The sequence below is a fragment of the Rhizobium sp. T1470 genome (genome assembly GCF_042140505.1).
GTDB lineage: Bacteria > Pseudomonadota > Alphaproteobacteria > Rhizobiales > Rhizobiaceae > Rhizobium > Rhizobium favelukesii.
Window position 1 is genome coordinate 1,169,738 of record NZ_CP148092.1, and the last position, 20,387, is coordinate 1,190,124.

The 20,387-nt window shown below is 59.0% G+C and carries 19 protein-coding genes; 5 read left to right on the forward strand and 14 right to left on the reverse strand.

Translation table 11 applies throughout. From position 1 onward, the window contains the following. Positions 1-15 precede the first annotated feature (15 nt). Both WGT02_RS26795 and gabD read right to left on the reverse strand, forming a co-directional pair. Complete coding sequence (locus WGT02_RS26795; RefSeq protein ID WP_024316764.1) at positions 16-1,965, reverse strand: PrkA family serine protein kinase; 1,950 nt, start codon at positions 1,963-1,965, stop codon at positions 16-18. 403 nt (positions 1,966-2,368) lie between these two features. Further along, the gene (gene gabD / locus WGT02_RS26800) at positions 2,369-3,823 is read right to left on the reverse strand and encodes an NADP-dependent succinate-semialdehyde dehydrogenase (protein WP_208247501.1); all 1,455 of its coding nucleotides are present in this window, start codon (positions 3,821-3,823) and stop codon (positions 2,369-2,371) included. A gap of 251 nt (positions 3,824-4,074) precedes the next feature. Here gabD and WGT02_RS26805 point away from each other — a divergent pair, with 251 nt between their 5' ends. From WGT02_RS26805 to WGT02_RS26820, 4 genes are all read left to right on the forward strand, one after another. Next, entirely contained in the window at positions 4,075-4,767 is a 693-nt protein-coding gene (locus WGT02_RS26805) for an RNA polymerase sigma factor (RefSeq protein ID WP_208247502.1), read from the forward strand. 88 nt (positions 4,768-4,855) lie between these two features. Beyond that, positions 4,856-5,380: a DUF4142 domain-containing protein gene (locus WGT02_RS26810; RefSeq protein ID WP_024316767.1), complete on the forward strand. Its 525-nt coding sequence runs from the start codon at positions 4,856-4,858 to the stop codon at positions 5,378-5,380. A gap of 11 nt (positions 5,381-5,391) precedes the next feature. Further along, positions 5,392-5,709, forward strand: a complete 318-nt coding sequence (locus WGT02_RS26815; RefSeq protein ID WP_208247504.1) for a cupredoxin domain-containing protein — start codon at positions 5,392-5,394, stop codon at positions 5,707-5,709. Between the two features lie 116 nt (positions 5,710-5,825). After that, positions 5,826-6,413: a YigZ family protein gene (locus WGT02_RS26820; RefSeq protein ID WP_024316769.1), complete on the forward strand. Its 588-nt coding sequence runs from the start codon at positions 5,826-5,828 to the stop codon at positions 6,411-6,413. A 90-nt stretch (positions 6,414-6,503) separates the two neighbouring features. On the opposite strand, the gene WGT02_RS26825 is transcribed toward WGT02_RS26820, so the two are convergent. The 12 genes from WGT02_RS26825 to WGT02_RS26880 all read right to left on the reverse strand — a co-directional run bounded on the left by WGT02_RS26825 (position 6,504) and on the right by WGT02_RS26880 (position 19,770). Continuing rightward, positions 6,504-7,526 (reverse strand): LLM class flavin-dependent oxidoreductase, encoded by a 1,023-nt coding sequence (locus tag WGT02_RS26825; RefSeq protein ID WP_208247506.1) that lies wholly within the window; start codon positions 7,524-7,526, stop codon positions 6,504-6,506. Positions 7,527-7,780: 254 nt separating this feature from the next. Then, on the reverse strand, positions 7,781-9,328 hold the full coding sequence (locus WGT02_RS26830; protein WP_208247508.1) for a DHA2 family efflux MFS transporter permease subunit: 1,548 nt from the start codon (positions 9,326-9,328) through the stop codon (positions 7,781-7,783). A 49-nt stretch (positions 9,329-9,377) separates the two neighbouring features. After that, complete coding sequence (locus WGT02_RS26835; protein WP_024316772.1) at positions 9,378-9,755, reverse strand: VOC family protein; 378 nt, start codon at positions 9,753-9,755, stop codon at positions 9,378-9,380. Between the two features lie 354 nt (positions 9,756-10,109). After that, positions 10,110-10,331, reverse strand: a complete 222-nt coding sequence (locus tag WGT02_RS26840) for a hypothetical protein (protein ID WP_024316773.1) — start codon at positions 10,329-10,331, stop codon at positions 10,110-10,112. A 313-nt stretch (positions 10,332-10,644) separates the two neighbouring features. Continuing rightward, on the reverse strand, positions 10,645-11,835 hold the full coding sequence (locus WGT02_RS26845) for a helix-turn-helix domain-containing protein (RefSeq protein WP_024316774.1): 1,191 nt from the start codon (positions 11,833-11,835) through the stop codon (positions 10,645-10,647). A gap of 46 nt (positions 11,836-11,881) precedes the next feature. Then, positions 11,882-12,220, reverse strand: a complete 339-nt coding sequence (locus WGT02_RS26850; RefSeq protein WP_024316775.1) for a hypothetical protein — start codon at positions 12,218-12,220, stop codon at positions 11,882-11,884. An 18-nt stretch (positions 12,221-12,238) separates the two neighbouring features. Continuing rightward, positions 12,239-12,793: an ATP-binding protein gene (locus WGT02_RS26855; RefSeq protein WP_024316776.1), complete on the reverse strand. Its 555-nt coding sequence runs from the start codon at positions 12,791-12,793 to the stop codon at positions 12,239-12,241. A gap of 4 nt (positions 12,794-12,797) precedes the next feature. Then, positions 12,798-15,155 (reverse strand): SpoIIE family protein phosphatase, encoded by a 2,358-nt coding sequence (locus WGT02_RS26860; protein WP_208247510.1) that lies wholly within the window; start codon positions 15,153-15,155, stop codon positions 12,798-12,800. Next, a complete protein-coding gene (locus tag WGT02_RS26865) occupies positions 15,152-16,330 on the reverse strand; it encodes a class I SAM-dependent methyltransferase (RefSeq protein ID WP_208247512.1) in 1,179 nt (392 codons plus the stop codon). The genes WGT02_RS26860 and WGT02_RS26865 overlap by 4 nt, the downstream gene beginning before the upstream one ends. After that, a complete protein-coding gene (locus tag WGT02_RS26870) occupies positions 16,327-16,842 on the reverse strand; it encodes a ubiquinone biosynthesis methyltransferase UbiE (protein ID WP_210363165.1) in 516 nt (171 codons plus the stop codon). The genes WGT02_RS26865 and WGT02_RS26870 overlap by 4 nt, the downstream gene beginning before the upstream one ends. After that, the gene (locus WGT02_RS26875) at positions 16,839-18,581 is read right to left on the reverse strand and encodes a bifunctional diguanylate cyclase/phosphodiesterase (protein WP_024316780.1); all 1,743 of its coding nucleotides are present in this window, start codon (positions 18,579-18,581) and stop codon (positions 16,839-16,841) included. Before WGT02_RS26875 ends, WGT02_RS26870 begins: the two co-directional genes overlap by 4 nt. A 289-nt stretch (positions 18,582-18,870) precedes the next feature. Then, positions 18,871-19,770, reverse strand: a complete 900-nt coding sequence (locus tag WGT02_RS26880; RefSeq protein WP_208247514.1) for a LysR family transcriptional regulator — start codon at positions 19,768-19,770, stop codon at positions 18,871-18,873. A gap of 121 nt (positions 19,771-19,891) precedes the next feature. Here WGT02_RS26880 and WGT02_RS26885 point away from each other — a divergent pair, with 121 nt between their 5' ends. Beyond that, on the forward strand, positions 19,892-20,104 hold the full coding sequence (locus tag WGT02_RS26885) for a DUF1127 domain-containing protein (RefSeq protein WP_024316782.1): 213 nt from the start codon (positions 19,892-19,894) through the stop codon (positions 20,102-20,104). Positions 20,105-20,387 lie beyond the last annotated feature (283 nt).

Consider the following 20,387-nt stretch of genomic DNA (forward strand, 5'->3'; position numbering starts at 1 on the left):
CTCGGTTCGGCATCGTCAACCGGCCTTGTTGACCCTCATGTACCAATCGACGAGCCGCCGAACCTGGCGAACCGTGTAGCCGCGCTGCGTCATGCGCTGGACAAATTCGGCGTGCTGCTTTTCCGTCGAGCTGTCCTTCTTGGAGCCGAAGCTGATGACCGGCAGGAGATCTTCGACCTGGCCGAACATGCGCTTCTCGATCACTTCGCGAAGCTTTTCATAGCTCGTCCAGGAGGGATTGCGCCCATGGTTCTTGGCACGGGCGCGAAGCGTAAACTTCACAACCTCGTTGCGGAAGTCCTTGGGATTGGCAATGCCAGCAGGCTTCTCGATCTGCGACAACTCGCTGTCGAGAATATCGCGGTTGAGGATTTGGCCGGTATCGTAGTCCTTGAAATCCTGATCTTCCAGCCATGCATCAGCGTATGCGATGTAGCGATCGAACAGGTTTTGCCCATACTCGCTATAGGATTCAAGGTAGGCCTTCTGGATTTCATGGCCGATGAATTCTGCGTAACGCGCAGCAAGCTCGGATTTGATGAAATCGAGGTAGCGCGCCTCGGTTTCCTTGGAAAACTGTTCGCGTCGGATTGCCTGTTCCATGATGTACATCAAGTGCACTGGGTCGGCGGCCACCTCCTTGGTGTCGTAGTTGAAGGTTTCTGAAAGAACCTTGAAGGCGAAGCGCGTGCTAATACCGGTCATGCCTTCATCAACGCCGGCCGCATCGCGATACTCCTGAACGGACTTGGCTTTGGGATCGGTGTCCTTCAGGTTCTCGCCGTCATACACGCGCATCTTCGTGTAGAGCGGTGAGTTCTCATGTGCGTGGAGGCGTGTTGCAACCGTGAAGCGGCTGAGATTTTCGAGCACTTCAGGAGCACATGGGCTCTTTGCCAGTTCGCTCTCTCGAAGCAGCTTCTCGTAGATCTGCCGCTCCTCGGTGACCCGCAGGCAATACGGCACCTTGACGACGAGGATACGGTCGAGGAATGCCTCGTTGTTCTTGTTGTTCTTGAATTGCAACCACTCGGACTCGTTGGAGTGAGCGACGACGATCCCCTGGAACGGGAAGGCGCCAAAGTTCTCGGTGCCATTATAGCTGCCTTCCTGCGTGGCGGTCAGCAGCGGGTGCAATACCTTGATCGGCGCCTTGAACATTTCGACGAACTCGAGAAGCCCTTGCGTCGTCCTGTTTAGTCCGCCGCTGTAGGAATAGGCATCCGGATCGGCCTGACTGAAATGTTCGAGCTGACGGATGTCCACCTTGCCGACGAGCGCAGACACATCCTGGTTGTTCTCGTCGCCAGGCTCAGTCTTGGCGATCGCAATCTGCCGCAGTCGTGAGGGCGTCAGCTTGACGACGCTGAACTTCGAGATATCGCCGCCAATCTCGTCGAGCCGTTTCGTTGCCCAAGGCGAGATCAGACCCGTGAGGCGGCGCTGCGCAATCCCGTACTTGTCTTCCAAGAGACCTGCCATCCGTTCCGGATGGAAGAGGCCGAGAGGAGATTCGAAGACGGGGCTGATTTTGCCATTGACAGCCAGGGTGTAGATCGGGCGCAGCTCCATGAGCCTTTTGAGGCGCTCGGCAAGCGACGATTTGCCGCCCCCGACAGGCCCAAGGAGATAGAGGATTTGCTTGCGTTCCTCGAGCCCTTGCGCGGCGTATCTGAAGTAGCCGACAATCCGCTCGATCGTATCCTCCATGCCGTAGAAATCAGCGAAAGACGGATAGATCTTGACTGTGCGGTTGGCAAAAATCCGGCCCAACCGCTCATCGGCGCTCGTATCAATCAGCGTCGGCTCGCCGATCGCCTCGACCATTCGCTCCTGCGCGGTCGCATAAAGGCTTTTGTCATCGCGGCAGGCTAGAAGGTATTCTTGTAGGCTCAGTTCTTCTTGCGCGGCGCTTGTGTAAATCTCCGAGAAAAGATCAAAGACGTCGCTTTCACCCTTTTGCATGATGTTCTCCCGCGGCCGGTTGGTTAAGACGGGATTGCCGCCCTGTCGGCGCGCTCACTGAAAAAACGGCACAAACTAGTATTCGTTCCTTCAAAGACTTAAGGGAATTCGAAATTGGCTCGGGAAGGCCATGTAGCATCTCATCGTCTCCATTTTCGCGCCAGATCGCGACTCAAATGTTGAACAGTGCTGATGGCTAATATGGCACGAAAGACGTGCAATAACCATGGCTAAGGTAATCACGCTGTCGCTATGGACATCCTCATTTCGGTCGACATAATGCTATGTCGGCGAATAAAATCGCACTTTAGGTTGGCACGTTGCGGTAGGCGGCAGCCTCAAACCCCCTGCCGTCCATAGCAAAAGAGCGTAAGGATTGCGGCCTCGCGCCAGTGCCAGGCATTCAACCGATACCGCCAAGGCACACGTATTTGATCTCGATAAATTCTTCGATCCCGTATTTTGAACCCTCACGGCCCAGGCCGGAGAGCTTGACGCCGCCGAACGGTGCCTCTGGCGTCGAGATCAATCCGGTGTTGACGCCAACCATGCCGTATTCCAGCGCCTCGGCCACCCGGAAAACGCGGGCGAGGTCCTTGGCATAGAAGTAGGAGGCCAGGCCGAACTCGGTATCGTTTGCCTGCGCAATGACGTCGGCCTCGTCCTTGAAGCGAAAGAGCGGCGCCACCGGTCCGAAGGTCTCCTCACGTGCAACGACCATCTCTTTCGTGACATTGGCGAGCACCGTCGCCTCGTAGAAGGTGCCGCCGAGCGCATGGCGCTGTCCGCCCCGCACGACGCTCGCGCCCTTGGCGAGCGCATCGGCAACGTGCTCCTCGACCTTTTCCAGTGCTGGCTGATCGATCAGTGGCCCGAGAATGACCCCCTCGTCGAAGCCATTGCCAGTCTTCAACTTGCCGACCGCCACTGCAAGCTTCTCGGCAAAGGCGTCGTAGACGCCATCCTGCACATAGAGGCGGTTGGCGCACACGCAGGTCTGGCCGTTGTTGCGGAACTTGGCGATCAACGCCCCCTCGACGGCGGCATCGAGATCAGCGTCGTCGAAAACGATGAAGGGCGCATTGCCGCCGAGTTCCAGCCCGAGCTTCTTGATCGTCGCAGCGCTCTGCTTGTAGAGCTCGGCGCCGACCTCGGTCGAACCGGTGAAGGTCAACTTGCGGACAGTCGGATTGGCGGTCATCTCGGCGCCGATTTCACGTGCCGAGCCGGTGATGACAGAAAACAACCCGGCCGGAAGCCCCGCCCGCTCGGCGAGCACTGCAATTGCAATGGCCGAGAAGGGTGTCTGGCTGGCCGGCTTCAGCACCATGGCGCAACCGGCAGCAAAGGCGGGCCCCGCCTTGCGGGTGATCATGGCGTTCGGGAAGTTCCAGGGGGTGATTGCGGCCACCACACCGATTGGCTGCTTCATCACCATGATGCGCTTGTCGGGCTGGTGGCCAGGGACCAGGTCGCCATAGACGCGGCGAGCCTCCTCGGCGAACCATTCGATAAAGCTCGCGCCATAGACGATCTCGCCGATCGCCTCGGAAAGCGGCTTGCCCTGCTCGAGCGTCAGGATGCGACCGAGGTCTTCCTTGTTTGCAATCATCAGCTCGAACCAATTGCGCAGAATGCCGGAGCGTTCCTTGGCGGTGCGGGCCGCCCACCCCTTTTGCGCGACGCGTGCCGCCTCGATCGCGGCCTTTGTTTCCGCCGCGCCAAGCTTCGGCACGCGGCCGATGATTTCGCTGTTCGCCGGATTGTTGACTTCGATCGCGTTCGACGGATCAGCCTCGATCCATCTGTCGCCAATCAGGGCTGCCTGACGAAAGAGTGTTTGGTCCTTGAGATTCATAGTGTCCATCCCATCCAGAAACCGTGTCGGGTCCATTCTCGCGGCCGCGTCGGTAAAGCCATTGACGCAATGTCGGCATCCTTTTGCGCTGTGTCAAACGCGTTCACCTAAAAACGGGCGCGGGCAACGCGCCAGATCGATCAGGCTGCCATGTGTCACCGCAACGCGTCTTGCCGCTCCCGGCGCGGGCGCATGAGTTTCGGGAACCTTTGCCATCCAGCTCCATCTAAAGTCATGCTAAGGAGATGAAGATGTCGCACATTCGAACCGATCGGGCCGAAGCACTCGATACGCTCGCCGATGTCGAGCTGGCACGGCGCGCGGTCGCCCGCGATCGCCATGCGTTTCGCGCAATCATGAAGGCCCACAATCAGAGGCTCTATCGCCTCGCAAGAAGCATCATTCGCAACGACAGCGAAGCGGAGGACGTTGTTCAGGAACCTTATGTGCTGGGATTTGCCCATCTTAATCGCTTCCGCGGAGACGCGTCGCTTGCGACCTGGCTATCGCGCATCGTGATCAACGAAGCCCTCGGGCGTCTGCGCAAAAAGCGGCGGAGCGCGGGCGTGGCGAATGCCACCAACCAGCTCGGTGGAGCGACGATCGTCCAATTCCCTGTCGACAACACCGGCGATCCGGAGCGGACCATGGCGCAACGGCAAATCTTGCAACTGGTCGAGCAGGCAACAGATGCTCTGCCCGATATCTACCGAACGGTCTTTGTCGCCAGGGTCATCGAGGGGTTGAGTGTCGAGGAGACGGCGGCGCTACTTGGCATACGGGCGCAAACCGTCAAGACCCGATTGCATCGCGCCAGGCGTCTGGTGCGCGAGCGCCTCGACCAGCAGATCGGTCCCGTGCTCCTTTCCGCATTTCCCTTTGCCGGCCGCCGTTGCGAGCGCCTGACGAGCGCGGTGATGAGCCGTCTCGGTTTTCCCGATTAACCGCGGGAACCTAACGGTCGGACTGGCATCCAATCTGCGTTCCAGAAAATAACGCCCAGCCTTGCCGGTTCGGGCGAAGGAGGTTCCTATGCATACTCGACAGATTGCCACCCTGACCGCGATTTGCCTGCTTGGAATTGTGCCGTCGGCATGGGCCGCAGACAAGCCGACGGACGCGCAGATCGCTCATATCGCCTATACGGCCGGCGTCATCGACGTAGAGGCAGCAAAACTTGCGATCTCGAAATCCAAAAACAAGGCGGTTGTCGCCTTCGCTCAGGACATGGTGCGAGACCATGAGGCGGTGAATACGCAGGCTCTCGCATTGGTCAAGAAGCTCAAGGTTACGCCACAGGACAATGACACGAGCAAGACGCTGACGAAAGCTGCGACCGACGAGCGAGCCAAACTGACCGCGCTCAACGGCGCGAGCTTCGACAAGGCCTATGTCGCCAACGAGGTGGCCTACCACAAGCAGGTCAACGGCGCTCTCGAGACGCTGTTGATCCCGTCGGCGAGCAATGCCGAACTCAAGGAACTGCTCGAAACCGGTCTGAAAATCTTCCAAGGCCACCAGCAGCACGCCGAACACGTCGCTGCCGAGCTCAAATAGGAGATATCGACATGCTGGGACGGCATCTGTGGATCGTTGCGGTATCTGCGTTGACCATTGGTGTCGTTCCGGTGCGGGCGGAAACCGTCACGGTAACAATCGAAAAGATGATGTTTTCGCCCGCCGAGATTAGCGCAAGGCCGGGCGATACGATCGAATGGATCAACAAGGACATCCTTGCCCATACGGCGACCGTGAAGGGGGACTGGGAGGTGGTCATTCCTCCAGGCAAATCGGGACGTCTGGTGCTGAAGGCAACCACGCCGGTCGACTATTATTGTCGGTTCCATCCGAACATGAGAGGCTGGATTTCGATACCGGCCCAATAGTGCGGATCGGCATCGCTGTGCCTGGCAGACATCTCCATCCCCATATCCGTCCGTTGCCGGATGAAATCTTTGTCGGACATCTTCGCTCGGCTGCCGCGCTGGCCTATACCGCTGTCATGTATTCGCTGTCACGTCCGATATCCCTCGAGCAAGTCGTGAAAAGAAGCCGGTTTCTGGCGATCGGCATGCCGATCGCCAGTGAGCTCGAAGCCAAGGAGGCGCTTGCCGCGCACTGTCATGGCGACGCCAACCATAATTGTTGGGCCTGGCGCATCGGTCAGACCTACCGGTTCAGCGACGACGGCGAGCCGGGCGGAACCGCAGGAAAGCCGATATTGCAGGCGATTGACGGCCAGTCGCTCGATAAGGTCATCGTTATCGTCACACGCTGGTTTGGTGGCGTTCTTCTCGGTACCGGCGGTTTAATCCGCGCCTATGGTGGAACGGCCGCCGCCTGCTTGCGGGCTGGCGAGCTCATCGAGCTTGTTCCAACGTTGGAAGGAACGATCCGCGCGGCCTTTTGCGACCTTGCGATCCTCAAGGCAAGGCTGGCCGCCTTCGAGGGGATGCACATCCTCAGCGAGACATTCTCTGGCGCCGGTGCCGAGATCACGGCAAGCTTTCCGCAAGCAAGATCTGAGGAGATCGCCCGGCTGATTGCCGACACCACAAGCGGACGAAGCGTGCTGGTACTGAAGCAATAGCGCTCGCGAGAGCCTCCGCCTTTGGGCGATTTGTGACAGTCATGGGCCCATTTACGATGCCGATGTTGATGTGATGGTTTAACTCCTCAGTTAGCGCCAGCCAAGGGGCGGCGCCACATGCTTTAAGATCGCCTCGATTACATGGGCGTTGTATTCGACGCCAAGCTGATTGGGGACGGTGAGCAGCAGGGTATCGGCTTCGGCGATGGCTTCGTCCTCGGCGAGCTGTTTGACCAGCGCGTCCGGTTCGGCTGCGTAGGACCGACCAAAGATGGCCTTGGTGTTCTCATCGATATAGCCGATTGAATCCTGCTCCTTGCCGCCGCGACCGAAATAGGCGCGGTCGCGATCGTCGACGAGCGCGAAAATGCTGCGGCTGACCGACACGCGCGGTGTACGGCTGTGACCGGCTTCCTTCCAGGCATTTCTATAAGCGCGGATTTGTGCGGCCTGCTGGACGTGAAAGGGTTCGCCCGTTTCGTCATCCTTCAACGTCGAACTCTGCAGGTTCATGCCGAGCGTGGCCGCCCAGATGGCGGTTGTGTTGGACCCAGCACCCCACCAGATGCGCTCGCGCAATCCGTCCGAATAAGGTTCAAGGCGCAGCAGGCCAGGCGGGTTCGGAAACATCGGACGCGGGTTGGGTTTTGCAAAGCCTTCGCCGTTCAGTGCTTCCAGGAACACTTCGGCATGGCCACGGCCCATATCGGCATCGCTTGTGCCTTCCTGTGGCTGGTAGCCGAAATAGCGCCAGCCATCGATGACCTGTTCGGGGGACCCGCGGCTGATGCCAAGTTGCAGGCGACCACCCGTGATGAGATCGGCGGCTCCGGCGTCCTCAGCCATATAGAGAGGGTTCTCGTAGCGCATGTCGATGACCGCGGTGCCGATTTCTATGGTCTTCGTCTTGGCGCCGACTGCCGCCAGTAACGGAAACGGGGAGGCAAGCTGGCGAGCAAAATGGTGGACGCGGAAATAAGCGCCGTCGGCACCAAGCTCTTCCGCTGCAACGGCAAGGTCGATGGATTGGAGCAGCGCGTCGCCCGCCGAGCGGGTTTGCGATTGGGGAGAGGGCGTCCAGTGGCCGAAGGAGAGAAAGCCGATTTTCTTCATGATTTTTGCCCGTTGGATATCAGGGATCTGCCGTGGGATTGTGATGGGCATAACATGGGAAGCGGCATCTGCGATGAAAAGGCGATTGAACGCTCTGTTCACACTTTGCCGCCGGCGTATCGGATGAACACCTTCCTCATCAAGGTCGCAGAAAATCGAGACGTCAGGCAGCCGAAGCCCCGAAGACGTCGTCCCCATGGCCCGAGAACCGCCGAACCAGTGAGGAATGCGGCCCGGAAAAGGCCTTGCCGCTCTTATTGCGGTGGAGCGACCGGTCTTGCGAATGGCAAGAAGAGCAGTGCGCAGCCTGTCAGGATGGCAACGATGAGCCACGCCTCGTTGATCGCTTGGACGCTTGCTGCCGTTTGCACCAGCGGATCTAGCGCTGCGATTGTGTCGGGGCTGAAGCCGCCGCCTGCACTGCCCGCAATCGTGCCGGCTGGCGCCCCGACGAACGCTGCGGCAGCTGTGTCGCCGGCACGCAACCGATCCCATAATGTCTGCGCGAGGGGCTCCGACCTCGTATAGATGATCGTATCGATCAATGCGATGCCGATTGCTCCGCCAAGGTTGCGCATCAGGTTGAAGAGCCCGCTTGCATCAGGGACCTGCGCCGCTGGCAGGGTTCCGAGCGCCAAGCGCGTGGGCGGGAGAAGGCAAAACATGATCGCTGCACCGCGCACGACCTGGGGCCAGAACATGGCGTCGTAGTCGGACCGGGGATCCTGGAATGCGCTCATCGCCAGGCCGATCGCAAATAGCGCAAACCCCAATGCCGAGAGCAGGCGCGGATCCGTTCGCTTCTCCAGCGCAACTGCGATCGGTGCGGTGATCAACTGCGTGATACCTGTGACCAGCATCGTGGTCCCGATTTCCAGTGCATTGTGTCCTCTGATGAAGGCAAGGAAAACCGGCATGAGATAGACGGAGCCGAAGAGGCCGATCCCGAGCACGAAACTGAGGGCTGAACCGACGAGGAAATTTCGATCGCGAAAATGACGCAGTTCGACAATCGGGCGCATTCTGCCCAGCGACCGGCTTGCGAATGCGGCTCCCGATACGAGGCTGACTGCCAGCAGGCTGAGAACATATGGCGAGATCCAGCCGCTTGTGGGCGCCTCCTTCAGTCCCAATTCGAGGCTCGTCAACGCCAGCGCCATCATGACGAGCGAAGCACCATTGAGATGCCGGAGTTCGGAAGTATCGCCTTTTTGCAGCGGCAGAAACCGCCACGCCACGAGCGCCGAGACGATACCAGGAGCAATATTGATGAGGAACAGCCAGTGCCAGGAATAAGTCGCCGTCAGCCAGCCGCCGATGATCGGCCCAACCGTCGGTGCCAAGACAGCCAGCACGCCCGCAATTGTCGTTGCGATCGCCTGCCGCTCATTTGGAAAGAGGATGAAGACAGCTGAAAACACTGCCGGGATCAGCGTCCCGCCGGAGAAGCCCTGGACGACGCGCCAAGCAATCAGTTCGCTGAAGTCACTGCTCGCCGCACAACCAGCCGAAGCAACAACAAACAAGCCTATTGAAGCGACGAAGAGCCACCGCATCGTCAAGACGCGCGTCAGCAAGCCGGTCAATGGTATGGCGACCACCTCCGCGATGAGGTAGACGGTCTGGATCCAGCTCATCTGGTCGGGGTCGATGTTGATGGCTTGCTGGATGGTCGGAAGAGATGTCGCGACGACCTGGACGTCCAGGATCGCCATGAACATGCCGACGCACATCGCAATGAAGCCTACCCAAATCACTGCTGAAGGTGCGTGAGGACGGGCGGGCTCAAGGTGTGGCGACATGCGGTTACCTTGCGATCAGTGTCATTCAAGCGGCCCGCGCCATGGGCCGTCATTCAGGGCGATGGAAAAAGGCTTCCAGACGGTAGCCATCCGGATCGATGACGAACGCTGCGTAATAGAAGGATCCGTACTCGGGACGTATTCCCGGTTCGCCGTTATCCGTCCCGCCACTGACGGTAGCTTTTGCATGAAAGCCCCTGACACTTTCCTCGCTGTCGGCAACAAAACAGAAGTGCAGTCCCGACTCCATATCGGCCACGACCGGGCGTTCGGCGAGTTTTATCCAAAGCTGTGGTTGTTCCGCGCCGTAGCCCAGCCACTTGTCACTCGTGGAAAGCCTCATATAGCCCAAAGGTTCAAGTGCAGCGTCGTAGAACTGGCGCGCACGGTTAAGATCGGACACGCCGATAGAAACATGATGAAACATCATTCCTCCTTCTAAAGGCGGCAGCTTGGAGCGGCGGCCAATCAGCTCCTCAGGACTGTACAGCGTCGTATCTGTAAAGCAAATGACAGCTCTCGATTGTCGATTCTGGCGCCGACCATGTTGGCCGCGGCAGCCGAGATGGCCTCGGGTCCGGATCGCTAACTGGCCTGAAAACATCGCTGCCTTCTCCGGCGCAAAGCGGGAGGAGTTCGACAAGCCGTCGCGGTTTACGCCCGCTCAACGACCGAGGCCCACCGCTTCGCGTTATCTGGAAGCGGTGGGCCCCGGGCCGGTTGAAGGGATGCTGGCATGTCCGCGTTCGCCCCAGCTGCGACGCGCGGACGGTACTCGGTACTAGTTTGCCTTAACCCTTCGAGCGAGAGCCATTACATAGTCGTCAGCGATGTCGGCCAAAGTCAGAGCGACCTCCGATTCCTTCCAACCCGCAGCAACGGCTCGCTGGACGAAAGCTCGAAAGGCCTGAGCAAGGACTTCCTCGCGCTCGACAACGCGGTATGGATCATTCGCAGGATATCGAGGATTGCTGATCTGGATCGTAGGATTGGTCGGTTCCATGATATGCCCCTGAAAGTTGCTTTATTTATGAAGGAAGCGCATTTGCCATGCGTTCCGTCTGATTGACTGCATTGCGATTATGCTTCTTTATTAAGGGCTTACGGGGCACCTGTCGTTAGCTGCGCATCCAGAAACTTGCAGCAGCGTCCATTTCTGCGGCCTCTGGTAGTGTCCAGCCGCTTTCGCGCGTGATTGATTTTGGCACACGGATGCCGGGCGTGACGCGGCCGATCAGAGTCGACAGACGGGGAGGGGATTGTCGCCCTTCGGCGTCCTGGCGACCAACGCTTTATCGCGACAGGATTGGCAGCGATCAGGCGCGGCGGGTGTGCCCGAGCGTTCTCAGCCACTTGTCGAAGGATTGAGCGCTCTCTGCCTCGGACGCCGGCTCGACCGGGTGCCCGAGATAAGACGGCACGGCCACGTTTCTCGCCTCGCGCGGGCTGTAGCCGAATTCCTTGCTGAAGGCACGGCTGAAATGTGCGGCAGAGGAAAAACCGGCCGCAAAGGCGATATCAACGATTTGTTGCCGGTTGGCCGTATCGCTCAATGCGGCGTGTGCAGCCAGAAGTCGGCGGCGCTGAATGTAGTGATGCACGCCGCCGTCCGGCTCGAAAGCCTGGTAGAGGCGGGTGCGGGAGACGCCCAATTCCCGGCACAAACGGTCGGTTGTCAGGTCGGGCGACATCAAATTGTGCTGGACGAAGCGGTAGACGCGATCCTTAAGGGGCAAGCTGTTGTGTGGCTCTGCGGACGAGAAATATGCTGGTGACGATGAAACACTGGTCAGGATCATGTCGCGGATGGTCTGGACCACGTGCGCAAGATCCGCTTCTGCCAGCTGCGCCAGCTGTGCCTCGACGCCGTCCAGATAGTCGATTAGCAGTTTGGCACGCGTTCCGGAAAGGGCGATGTTGTTTCTGATCTCGGTTGAGGCGGGATGAAGCAGCTCGCGGGGAAGATAAAGGGATAGCGTCTGGGCGTCCGTCGATCGACCGCGAAAGGGATGTCCCAAACTCCGCAATTCGACTTTCCCAGGCTCGCCCTCGGAGACGTGCCCGCCGACCTCCGTCCATGTTCGGCCGTTGCGCAGGACCGAGATATGCCAGTGATCGATGGGGCTTGACCTGACCTTCGCTTCCGAACGCATATAGCTATGGGCGGGGGTGCTTTGTTGAATAATGAGCATGCCGCCGAGATTCCAGGCTGCGTGATCGGCTCCAAAACCCGCATCTGGGGGAGAATTATCCGGGCGCCGGACGTCGACAAGCGGCGCGACGTAAGACTGCCAGGCGGCAAATTGCTGTGCCGGATCGAGGTCGCGCGTGGAAAACCGCAACGGTTGCAATGCTGGCGAAGGTGCCGGTTGCTCCGCCGTCGATTTCGTCTCGCGAGGAAAGCGGCGGCGTTCGCTCTGCGCAGCCTTGCTATCGTCGCGTGCCCCGTCATCGGGTTGGGCTGGAAAGGGGCGAGATCGTTCGTCGTCTTGCAATTCGGTCTCCATCATCCATCAGGCAAGCGCGCTTCGTTCCACATCAGTTCCTACACCGTCAGGTCATTCTCAGATCCACGCCGGGATGCAGCTTTTTCAGGTTGGGCAGCGATTTCATCTGCCACGAAATCTGTGATGACCCCAGCACGGTCAAATGAATGTCCGGACGGTTGCGCGCTTCGATCGTCAGCTTGGCGAGCAGGTTTATGCCGGAGGAATTGAGAAACTCCAGGCCCGTCAAGTCCAACGTCGTTTTGCCGCCCCCACCTTCGAGCGCCTTCATGGCGAGCGCATGGATAGGCGCGTAGGCATCAGGACCTGCCAGCCGCATTGTCCCGTCGAAAAAGACGGTGCTGCCTTCGGACCAGACACGGTAGGCTTCTTCTCTAATTTCCATGGCGCACCTCTTGCCGTTTCATGCCGGAATTGCCATCGCGGCATAGGTTTCAATTCTTGTTCGTTCGTGAACGCTGTCCTCCTCGAAGAGCCAGGCAAACTGCACCTCGTAGTCGCTCATCAGGGTCAACAAACCCAGTCCGGAAGTGGCTCCGGTCGTGGCCGTGGCACTTGCCTCGATCTGTCGGATGAGCAGGTCGCCGGGATCGCCGCTCGTCACATTCACCAGCAGCCGCTGGAATCGGGCAGCCGTTTCGCTGTCGATAAAATTGGAAACCCGGAGCCGAACACAATCCGTCTGCGCCAGCGCCTCCACCACGACTTCTCCGCGCGCGCGAAACTTTATGGCATTCTCGATCAGTTCGTTTGCGAGATAGCCGATATCCTGCTTGAGTTGATTGTAGAGCCGCCTCGATGGACGAAATCTCGGCGCCATCATCTCGGCGATGAAATCAGACGTCATTCCAGAGTGCTTCCAGGCAAGATCAAGCGGACCATCAAGCAATAGAAGTCTGACTGCGTGAGCGGTGTCAGAGAAGGCGAGGTGTTCTTGCCCAAAGAGCACGACCGTCATGTCATCACCTATGCCGCATCACAACTAATGTGATGTCATCATGTATTTTCTGCGTTCCGATATAGGCCATCAGGCCCTCGATAATGCCGTCCTTTACCTCTTCGGCCGTTTGGCCGTACAGGCGCCGCGCGCTCTGGCAAAGCCGATCGATACCGAACAGTTCGCCGCGCGGATTTTCAGCTTCCGTGACGCCGTCCGTATGCAGCACGATCAGGTCGCCCTTCTGGAAGGATATTTCGCGAGTATCAACAAAGGGCGAAATGTCGGATTCAAGCCCCACCGGCAGTCCAAGATCACCGGTATCGATCCGCTCGACCTCCCCTGTCTGGCGAATGACGATGAGGTCTTCATGCTGCCCTGAAATGGTCAGGCGATCGCCATCGTAATCAAGGAACGACAAGGTCAGGTGCTTGTCGGTCCTCGTGCGCTCGATGTTCTTGAAGATCGCCCGGTTCAGGTGTACAAGGAATTTCGAAGGGTCCGTCTCCCCCGCCTCCAGCAAGGCGCGGGCGACCGATTGCACCATCAGCATCAGCACGCCGCTCTCCAGGCCATGGCCGGTAACATCGCCGATGCCTATCTTCAGGCTTCTGCCATTCTGCAGGACGTCATAGTAGTCGCCGCCAACCTCGTCGGCGGGACGCATATAAGCGGCAATCTCCAGATGCTCGACCGCGCGGAGCTCGGCTGCGCGTGGCAACACCATCATCTGGATGTGTCGGGCCACATCGAGTTCGGCGCCGAGACGCAGATTCTCGCTCTTCAGTTGCGTGTTCAAGGCCGAGATTTCTTCCTTCGCCTCCTCGATCTCCTGCGTCCGCTCCGCGACCAGTTTTTCAAGGTTTTCGGTGTGGAAGCTGATCTGCTCGGCCATGCGATTGAAGGCGAGTCCGGCCTGGGCGACTTCGTCCTTGCTGCGGATGTCGACCCGAACGGAATAGTCCTTCGCCTCGATGCGCTTGGCCGCCCCCGCCAGAGCTCTGATCCCGCTGGTAATGCGTTTCGACGCCGCAAATACCGCGGCCGTGACGATGAGCAGCGAAACGAGCACCGCGAGGATCTGATAGATGAGGATGCGGTTGGTTGCCTGCGCTATCTGCTGCCTGGCGGCGATCAGGGAGGCGTAAATCTCTCGCTCGGGGACGACAATGCCGAGCGACATGACTTCGCGCTGAATCGGACCGTTGACCCACAAATTGGAGGGGCGGAGCTGTTTGGTGACGACCAGATAGGGCACGTCCTCGCCATTCTCCTTAAGCGCGATGTGCTGGACGACGCCGTCCGTATCGAGTGGAAGGGCTGCAACGGCGTTCTGCGCGCTGTTGCGCAGCGAGCGATCAAGTCCCGTTACCCCCTTGCTGGTCGCGTCGCTCGCCGCGCGCAGGCCGATGACCTTCTCTCCGGCCGCGTTGATCGCAACGACGTTGCCGTTCGACATCGCCAGAAAGCCGAAACCGCTTTCTGCGACTTTCACGTGTTCGACAATTTCAGCAAGCTGATCGAGGGTAATATCGGCGCCGGCAGTTCCCGCCACGCCGCGTCGATCGGCCGTCCAAAGAGGGTGGAAGAAGCTGACGATCAGCTTTCCCGTAATGGCGTCGGTATAAGGAGCGGTCTGCGTGATGTTTTCGGCAACGGGGCGTGACGCGGGCTCTCGCGCCCATTGCTGCCATGACTCATAAATGCCCGGAAAGAAGAAATCCCAGAAGTTCGCGTCATTATGGCCGGGATAGAGCCGGTCGAATGTCTGCGCCTGATCGGTATAAGGGGCTGTTCTGAAGATCGGCCGCTCCTTCGGGCCGATGTAGTACATCTGGAGTTTGGAGGCGCCTGTGCGCAGAAGGTTTGGCGCAACGAGATCAAGGACGGTGCTGGTTTCGATATCGGTCTGCACTTGCGGCAGCGGATGATGATCCTTGTCGAGCAGGTAGCCCCAGACGCTGACGACGGACGGCGAACCTGGAAGGTTTTGCGCCCAATTGCCGCTCATGTTGAAACTCACCGTCACTGCGCCGGGGTCAGCCCTTGCCATGGCCGCGCCGACCGCGTCGTTCCTGATTGGTCGATCGATCTGGCCCTGGAGCACGCCGGCTAACGCTTTGACGTCTGAATGCACCTGGTCCAAAAGCAGGCCAACCTGCGCGGCCGTGGAATCGCTGGAGGAGCGGATATAGTCCTGGCTCGCCTTTTCAAGACCTTGGCCAACCTGGGTGGTTGCGTCACGTGATAGCCGCTGCACGTTCCAAAGCGCCAGGCCGCCGCTGACCAGAAGATCAAATAGCACGGCGCCACCGACAACAATCATGAATTTCGTCCGAAACGAGCGCAATCCGAGGCCTGGCTTTAGTGGAGAAACGGTCATAGCGGTTTTTGCCCCGACGCCGCCCAGATTGGCCAGCCGGAATAGCCTCGCGGATGAAGCGCAGCGAAGATGTGATCCCTGAACCCCTGCCTGAACCGTTCAATGAACTCCGGAGAATCTCCTCGTTTGACAGACATCTCGCCTGCGTACACATCCTCCCATGCTTCAATGACATCGGCGAACTCCTGCGGATCGCCGTCGAGGTTGGTGACCATGAAACTTTCGATCCTCACATCCTCGAAGCCGGTATCCAGCAGCAGGCGGGAACCCTTTGGCCCCATTTCGACGTCCATATCGAAATGGCGAAAGAGCTTGGCTACCTCGTTGTAGGTCCATTGGATGCTGTCGGCGCGCGGCTCGCCCAGGCAATGGGAGTTCTTTTCGTTGGTGATGTAGACCCTGCCGCCCGGCTTGCAGATCCGGTAGAGTTCTCTGAGGAGAAGCTCCGGGCGGTCGAAGATCTGCAAGGAGTGCCGGCACGTCACGAAATCGAACTGATCGCTTTCGAACAGCGTTTGGGATGCATCACCATACGTGTATTCGATATCGCGAACGCAAAACTCCTCCGCAACGGAGCGCGCATAGTCGAGGCTTGCCGCGGAGTGGTCGAGGGCGACGATTCTGGCCGGATTGAATTCCTTCCTCACAAGCATCACGAAATCACCGATGCCGCAGCAAATGTCGGCGATCACCATGCCGTTGCGAAGGCCGTGCCGCGGCAGGATTTCCCGTTCGTGACGCCAGGTCATTTTCGTTTGAGTCCGCAGAATCGGGATGAAGCTCTGGTTCTCGACAAATGTCTGGCCGGGATAGAAGGCAGAATCGTAGATCTCCATCGAGATATTGGGCGAGAGTTCGCTCAGGTGCCGAAACATTTGCGTCGCCCATGCGACAACACTCGATGCGACAACGACGATCTTGAGCTCCGGCCTCGAGCGGGAGGCGTCGACGAGGACGCGCGCCAGGGCGCGGAACGCCGTGCTGTTCATGTGGGTGACGCGTTTCAGGTTGACGTAGAAAACCCCTTGGACCGTTTCAATCTTGTCTCGCAGCAGCAAGAGCTCATCGGCAATGTCGGCGATCGAACGCGGTCGGAAAACACCGGTGGCGACAAACTCCTGATTGCTGGCGTCGAATTGCGTCGTGAAGACGTGTGAAGAACTATTCGCGGTCAATTGAGGAGCCTCTCGAGCGGCAGGTCGACAACGAAGGTGAGGGCGTCGGCAGCCGAAGCGCGTAGTTCTATGTCCGCGTCATAGTTGACCGCCAATCCCAATAGCACCGCTTGCGCGATGGGAGCAGTTTCGTCGGCGATGACCCTCACGTAGTTTGCCAGCTTTTCACCGTCGTTCAGACCGTCAACGAGCTCAAAGTAAAAGCGTCGCTGTTGTGACGGGCAGGGAAAGCTCAACTCGATTCGCTCTGTCTGCTCATGACGATAGAGATCGCATACCAGCTCGCCCTCTTGCGCGTCGGAGCGAAACGACATCTCAAGCAGTTCGTTGAGAGCCGAAGAGAGCAGGTTGGAGTGGCGCAGCGGATCACGGCGATTGTGGCTGACCATGCGGGCGATATAATTCGACAGCTGGTCGCAATGCAGCCAGTCGGCCGTGAAGGTTGCCATTTCGATTTCCAGTTTGAGCAGCTGCTCGAAAGCTGTGTTTGTTATCGCTTCCTGCCTTTTCAACCGGAACCTCCCTGTCCAACTGCCGTTTGCACGCCTCCAGGGCCGCCCCTGTGACCCGGCGCAGCGCCGTTGGTCCGACGACCTTTTCGGTGGCCGACGAACTGTCCAATATGGTCAACATGCATGGGCGGGCTCAGGAAGTGGCCTTGCAATCGATCGCATCCCTCAGCCTCCAGCCACGCGGCTTGTTCGGCAGTCTCGACGCCCTCCGCCGTGACGCGCATGCCGAGCCCGTGCGACAGTGCAATGACAGCGCGCACGATTGTCTGGCTCTTCTCGTCGTCGAGGAGGTCGTCGATGAAGTATTTGTCGATCTTGATGTTGTCGAACGGAAAGTTCTTCAGGTAGCTCAAGGATGAATAATCGGTTCCGAAATCATCAAGGGAGATCTGGATGCCAAGTACGCTGAGGGTGTTTAGCGTATCGAGGTTGTTGATCGTGCGCTCCAGAAGGACCGTTTCGGTGATCTCAAGCTCCAAGCGCTCGGCGGGAAAGCCGACCAGATCGAGCGTTTGCGATACGCGGTCCGTGAAGCCTGCAGTCAGGAACTCTGCGGGGGACAGATTGACGGCGACGGTATAATGCGCCGGCCAGTCCAACGCTGCTCGACAGGCTTCCTCAAGCACCCACTGGCCAATCTCGCTCATCAGGCCATCGGCTTCCGCCATCGGGATAAAGGCGATCGGCGGAACCACGCCGAGCCTCGGATGACGCCAGCGCAACAAGGCTTCAAAGCCAATGACGGCGCGCGCGTGGTCAACGATCGGCTGGTACTCGAGGAAAAATTCACCGTGCTGAAGCGCCACCCTCAGGCTGCGTCGCAGCACTTCCCGTTGCTCTAGCACCAGCAACATACTTTGATCGAAGGTTCGTGCGCGGCGGCGTCCTTCCTTTTTGGCCGCATAAAGGGCGACATCGGCAGCTTTCATCAATTGCTCGCCCTCGTCGCCGTCGCGTGGCGCAATCGCAATGCCGACACTGGCTCCCACGAAGACAGCAATGCCATCCACCACAAATGGCTTCTTGAATTCGCCAACCAGCGCCTCGGCCAGTCGCTCAGCCTCGCTTGGTTGCTCTTGCGCAATCTGGATCACAGCAAATTCGTCACCGGCGAGACGAAAGGCCGTCTCGTCCGTGCCAAGCACGCTTCGGATCCGGTTGGCGGCGAGCTTTAAAACAATGTCTCCAGCGCCGTGCCCAAGCGTGTCGTTCACTGGCTTGAAGTCGTCGAGATCGATCTGCATCAGTGCAAGACCGCTCTTGTCACCGGTGGGAAGCAGCCGCCCCAATTCGTCGCTGAACTGCCGGCGATTGGGCAGTCCGGTCAGCACGTCATGGGTTGCTTGGTGCAGAAGCAGGGCTCGTTCCTGCTCCTGCGCACGTGTGGTTTCATTGAGATCGGCGCCGCTGATCTCGACGACCGCCAGACCCTCCCTGGCAGGCAGCAGCAGCAGATCGTAGCGGTCATCGGTCGATATGCCCAGCCGGATGGATTGCGGCCTGCCAGTGTTGACGACGAGCCGGACAATGTCAGCGGCCGGAGGATTTGCCAGCGCAGGGTAAACGTCCCACAATTTTGTCGCCGCTTGCTCGTTGAAACCCCCGCGCCGCTTAAATTTCTCAGACCAGTCGACAAGGACGAGGTCGAGATCCCAGAGCGAGAAAGCCGCGTCGGCGCGGCGGAGGAATTCGGATCCCTGTGGAACCAGCTTGGGCCAACTCGCACGACCTTCTGGCATATGGGTTGGATCTCCTCATTGCGCCGCGCCTAAGTTCTTCGATGTATCCTGCCAATATTGAATCAGCTGTTTGTATAAGAGCTAGCGCATGGAGTGTTGCAGTCAATCAAAAACGCTACCCTAGGGCAGTATTGCACACACTCCTGAGACTGTGGATGCGCGCTCTATGCAAAACGGCCCGCCTTGCAGTCATCCTAACGGACTAATGACCGCAATCCGCGCTTGCTGTTGACACATTCATACACGTTGGCAAAAGCGATGCGAAATTGGTCGGAGACCCGCGATTTGGTTATCGCCGGAAAGAGGCCGGCTGCAGTTCGCCAAATCCCCGCAGACACTTGATAACCTCCCGCAGTCCTTTGGTGAGGTGCTTGTCCCGACGCAACACGATGCCGAGCTGGCGGGCCAAGCGCGGCCTGACAGGCGAGGTCGTGAGGAACCCTGCGCGGTCCTGTTTCAGCGCGAGCGCAGGCAGTAGCGACCAGCCCAATCCTGCGGCGACCAGCTCCTTGATTGCTTCAACACTGCCGAACTCCATCGTCGGCTGTATCCGGACGCCGGCCTTTGCGAACCAGCCATCCGTGACAGTGCGTGTGTTGCCACCCTCGTAGAGCATGAGAACCTTGTCTTTGAGAAAGTCGGCGTCGGGTCCGCCTTCCGGCATTTCACTGCCCTTGGGCGCCACTGCAAGCAACTCGTCCTCATAGAAAGGCTCGATTTCCAGCGACCTGCCCGAGGCGGGGAGGGTAACGACGGCGAGCTCGAGCGCATTGGCTTCGAGGTCGCGTAAAACCTCATCGGTGTTGCCGATCCGGACCATGATCTCAAGCCCCGGCATTTGCTTCTTGGCGGCCGCGATTGCGCGCGGAAGCAGGTGGATCGAGGCCGTTCCGCCGCTGCCGATCCTGACCCGGCCGACCGAGCCCTGCTGATATGGCGTCATTGCATCAGTTGCTGCCGCACAGTCTTCAAGGATGCGCCTTGCGTGAACGAGGAGATCCGCGCCGGCCGGCGATGGTTGCGCGCGTCGCCCGACGCGCTCGATCAGCCGAACCCCCAGCCGCTGTTCGAGCAACTTGACCTGCAGGCTGACGGCCGGCTGAGTGAGGCCAATCTTGTCGGCCGCCGCCGTGAAGCTTCCCAGATCGATCACGCTCACAAAAGAAGCGAGCTGGTCGATATTAAGCAATATAAGAAATCCTTATGGTTTGTATTTGAACCATAACCTTCCTTCTAGGTGTTGGCGAGTCTTATCTGTTGGTGTTGCGCTAATCACATGGCGCGGATCGGCGGACGATGCGGAGTATGACATGTCAACTGACCTGGAACTGGATTGGAAAAGCAATGTCGCTTCGCCGCGAGGCTTCATCAGTCGCGCAGTTGAGTTTTTGGGTTGTCGCCTGGAGAAGCGCCGCGGCCGTCAGGCTCTCGCGCAACTGACGGCAGACCAGCTCAAGGACATCGGGATCACGCCGCAGGAGGCCTCTGCCGAGATTGGCAAGTCGTGGTTCTGGAGCCAATAGCAACAGGAAAGCTGTTTTAACGTTGGTTGGTGACGAGCTGCGCTTGCCTCGCAACGATCCTGCAACACGTACATGAAAACGTGCTGATGGACGACCTGTATCAAATCGCAATAGCATGCGTTACGACAGGTACGTCTCGTCAAGTCTGCAGGAGCCGGGAGGGGACAATGCAGTCGCTGGCAGCGCCAGTGCACAAGCCGATGGACCGCGAGCTTTCTGCAGGAGGTAAACTGGAAGGTGTGCGGCGCGCCGACCTAGCGCCCATAGGCCACGATGCCGCCGG

Coding starts and splice junctions, on each gene's coding strand:
- WGT02_RS26795 (WP_024316764.1), bottom strand. CDS start 1,965: ATGCAAAAGGGTGAAAGCGACGTCTTTGATCTTTTCTCGGAGATTTAC.
- gabD (WP_208247501.1), bottom strand. CDS start 3,823: ATGAATCTCAAGGACCAAACACTCTTTCGTCAGGCAGCCCTGATTGGC.
- WGT02_RS26805 (WP_208247502.1), top strand. CDS start 4,075: ATGTCGCACATTCGAACCGATCGGGCCGAAGCACTCGATACGCTCGCC.
- WGT02_RS26810 (WP_024316767.1), top strand. CDS start 4,856: ATGCATACTCGACAGATTGCCACCCTGACCGCGATTTGCCTGCTTGGA.
- WGT02_RS26815 (WP_208247504.1), top strand. CDS start 5,392: ATGCTGGGACGGCATCTGTGGATCGTTGCGGTATCTGCGTTGACCATT.
- WGT02_RS26820 (WP_024316769.1), top strand. CDS start 5,826: ATGTATTCGCTGTCACGTCCGATATCCCTCGAGCAAGTCGTGAAAAGA.
- WGT02_RS26825 (WP_208247506.1), bottom strand. CDS start 7,526: ATGAAGAAAATCGGCTTTCTCTCCTTCGGCCACTGGACGCCCTCTCCC.
- WGT02_RS26830 (WP_208247508.1), bottom strand. CDS start 9,328: ATGTCGCCACACCTTGAGCCCGCCCGTCCTCACGCACCTTCAGCAGTG.
- WGT02_RS26835 (WP_024316772.1), bottom strand. CDS start 9,755: ATGTTTCATCATGTTTCTATCGGCGTGTCCGATCTTAACCGTGCGCGC.
- WGT02_RS26840 (WP_024316773.1), bottom strand. CDS start 10,331: ATGGAACCGACCAATCCTACGATCCAGATCAGCAATCCTCGATATCCT.
- WGT02_RS26845 (WP_024316774.1), bottom strand. CDS start 11,835: ATGGAGACCGAATTGCAAGACGACGAACGATCTCGCCCCTTTCCAGCC.
- WGT02_RS26850 (WP_024316775.1), bottom strand. CDS start 12,220: ATGGAAATTAGAGAAGAAGCCTACCGTGTCTGGTCCGAAGGCAGCACC.
- WGT02_RS26855 (WP_024316776.1), bottom strand. CDS start 12,793: ATGACGGTCGTGCTCTTTGGGCAAGAACACCTCGCCTTCTCTGACACC.
- WGT02_RS26860 (WP_208247510.1), bottom strand. CDS start 15,155: ATGACCGTTTCTCCACTAAAGCCAGGCCTCGGATTGCGCTCGTTTCGG.
- WGT02_RS26875 (WP_024316780.1), bottom strand. CDS start 18,581: ATGCCAGAAGGTCGTGCGAGTTGGCCCAAGCTGGTTCCACAGGGATCC.
- WGT02_RS26885 (WP_024316782.1), top strand. CDS start 19,892: ATGTCAACTGACCTGGAACTGGATTGGAAAAGCAATGTCGCTTCGCCG.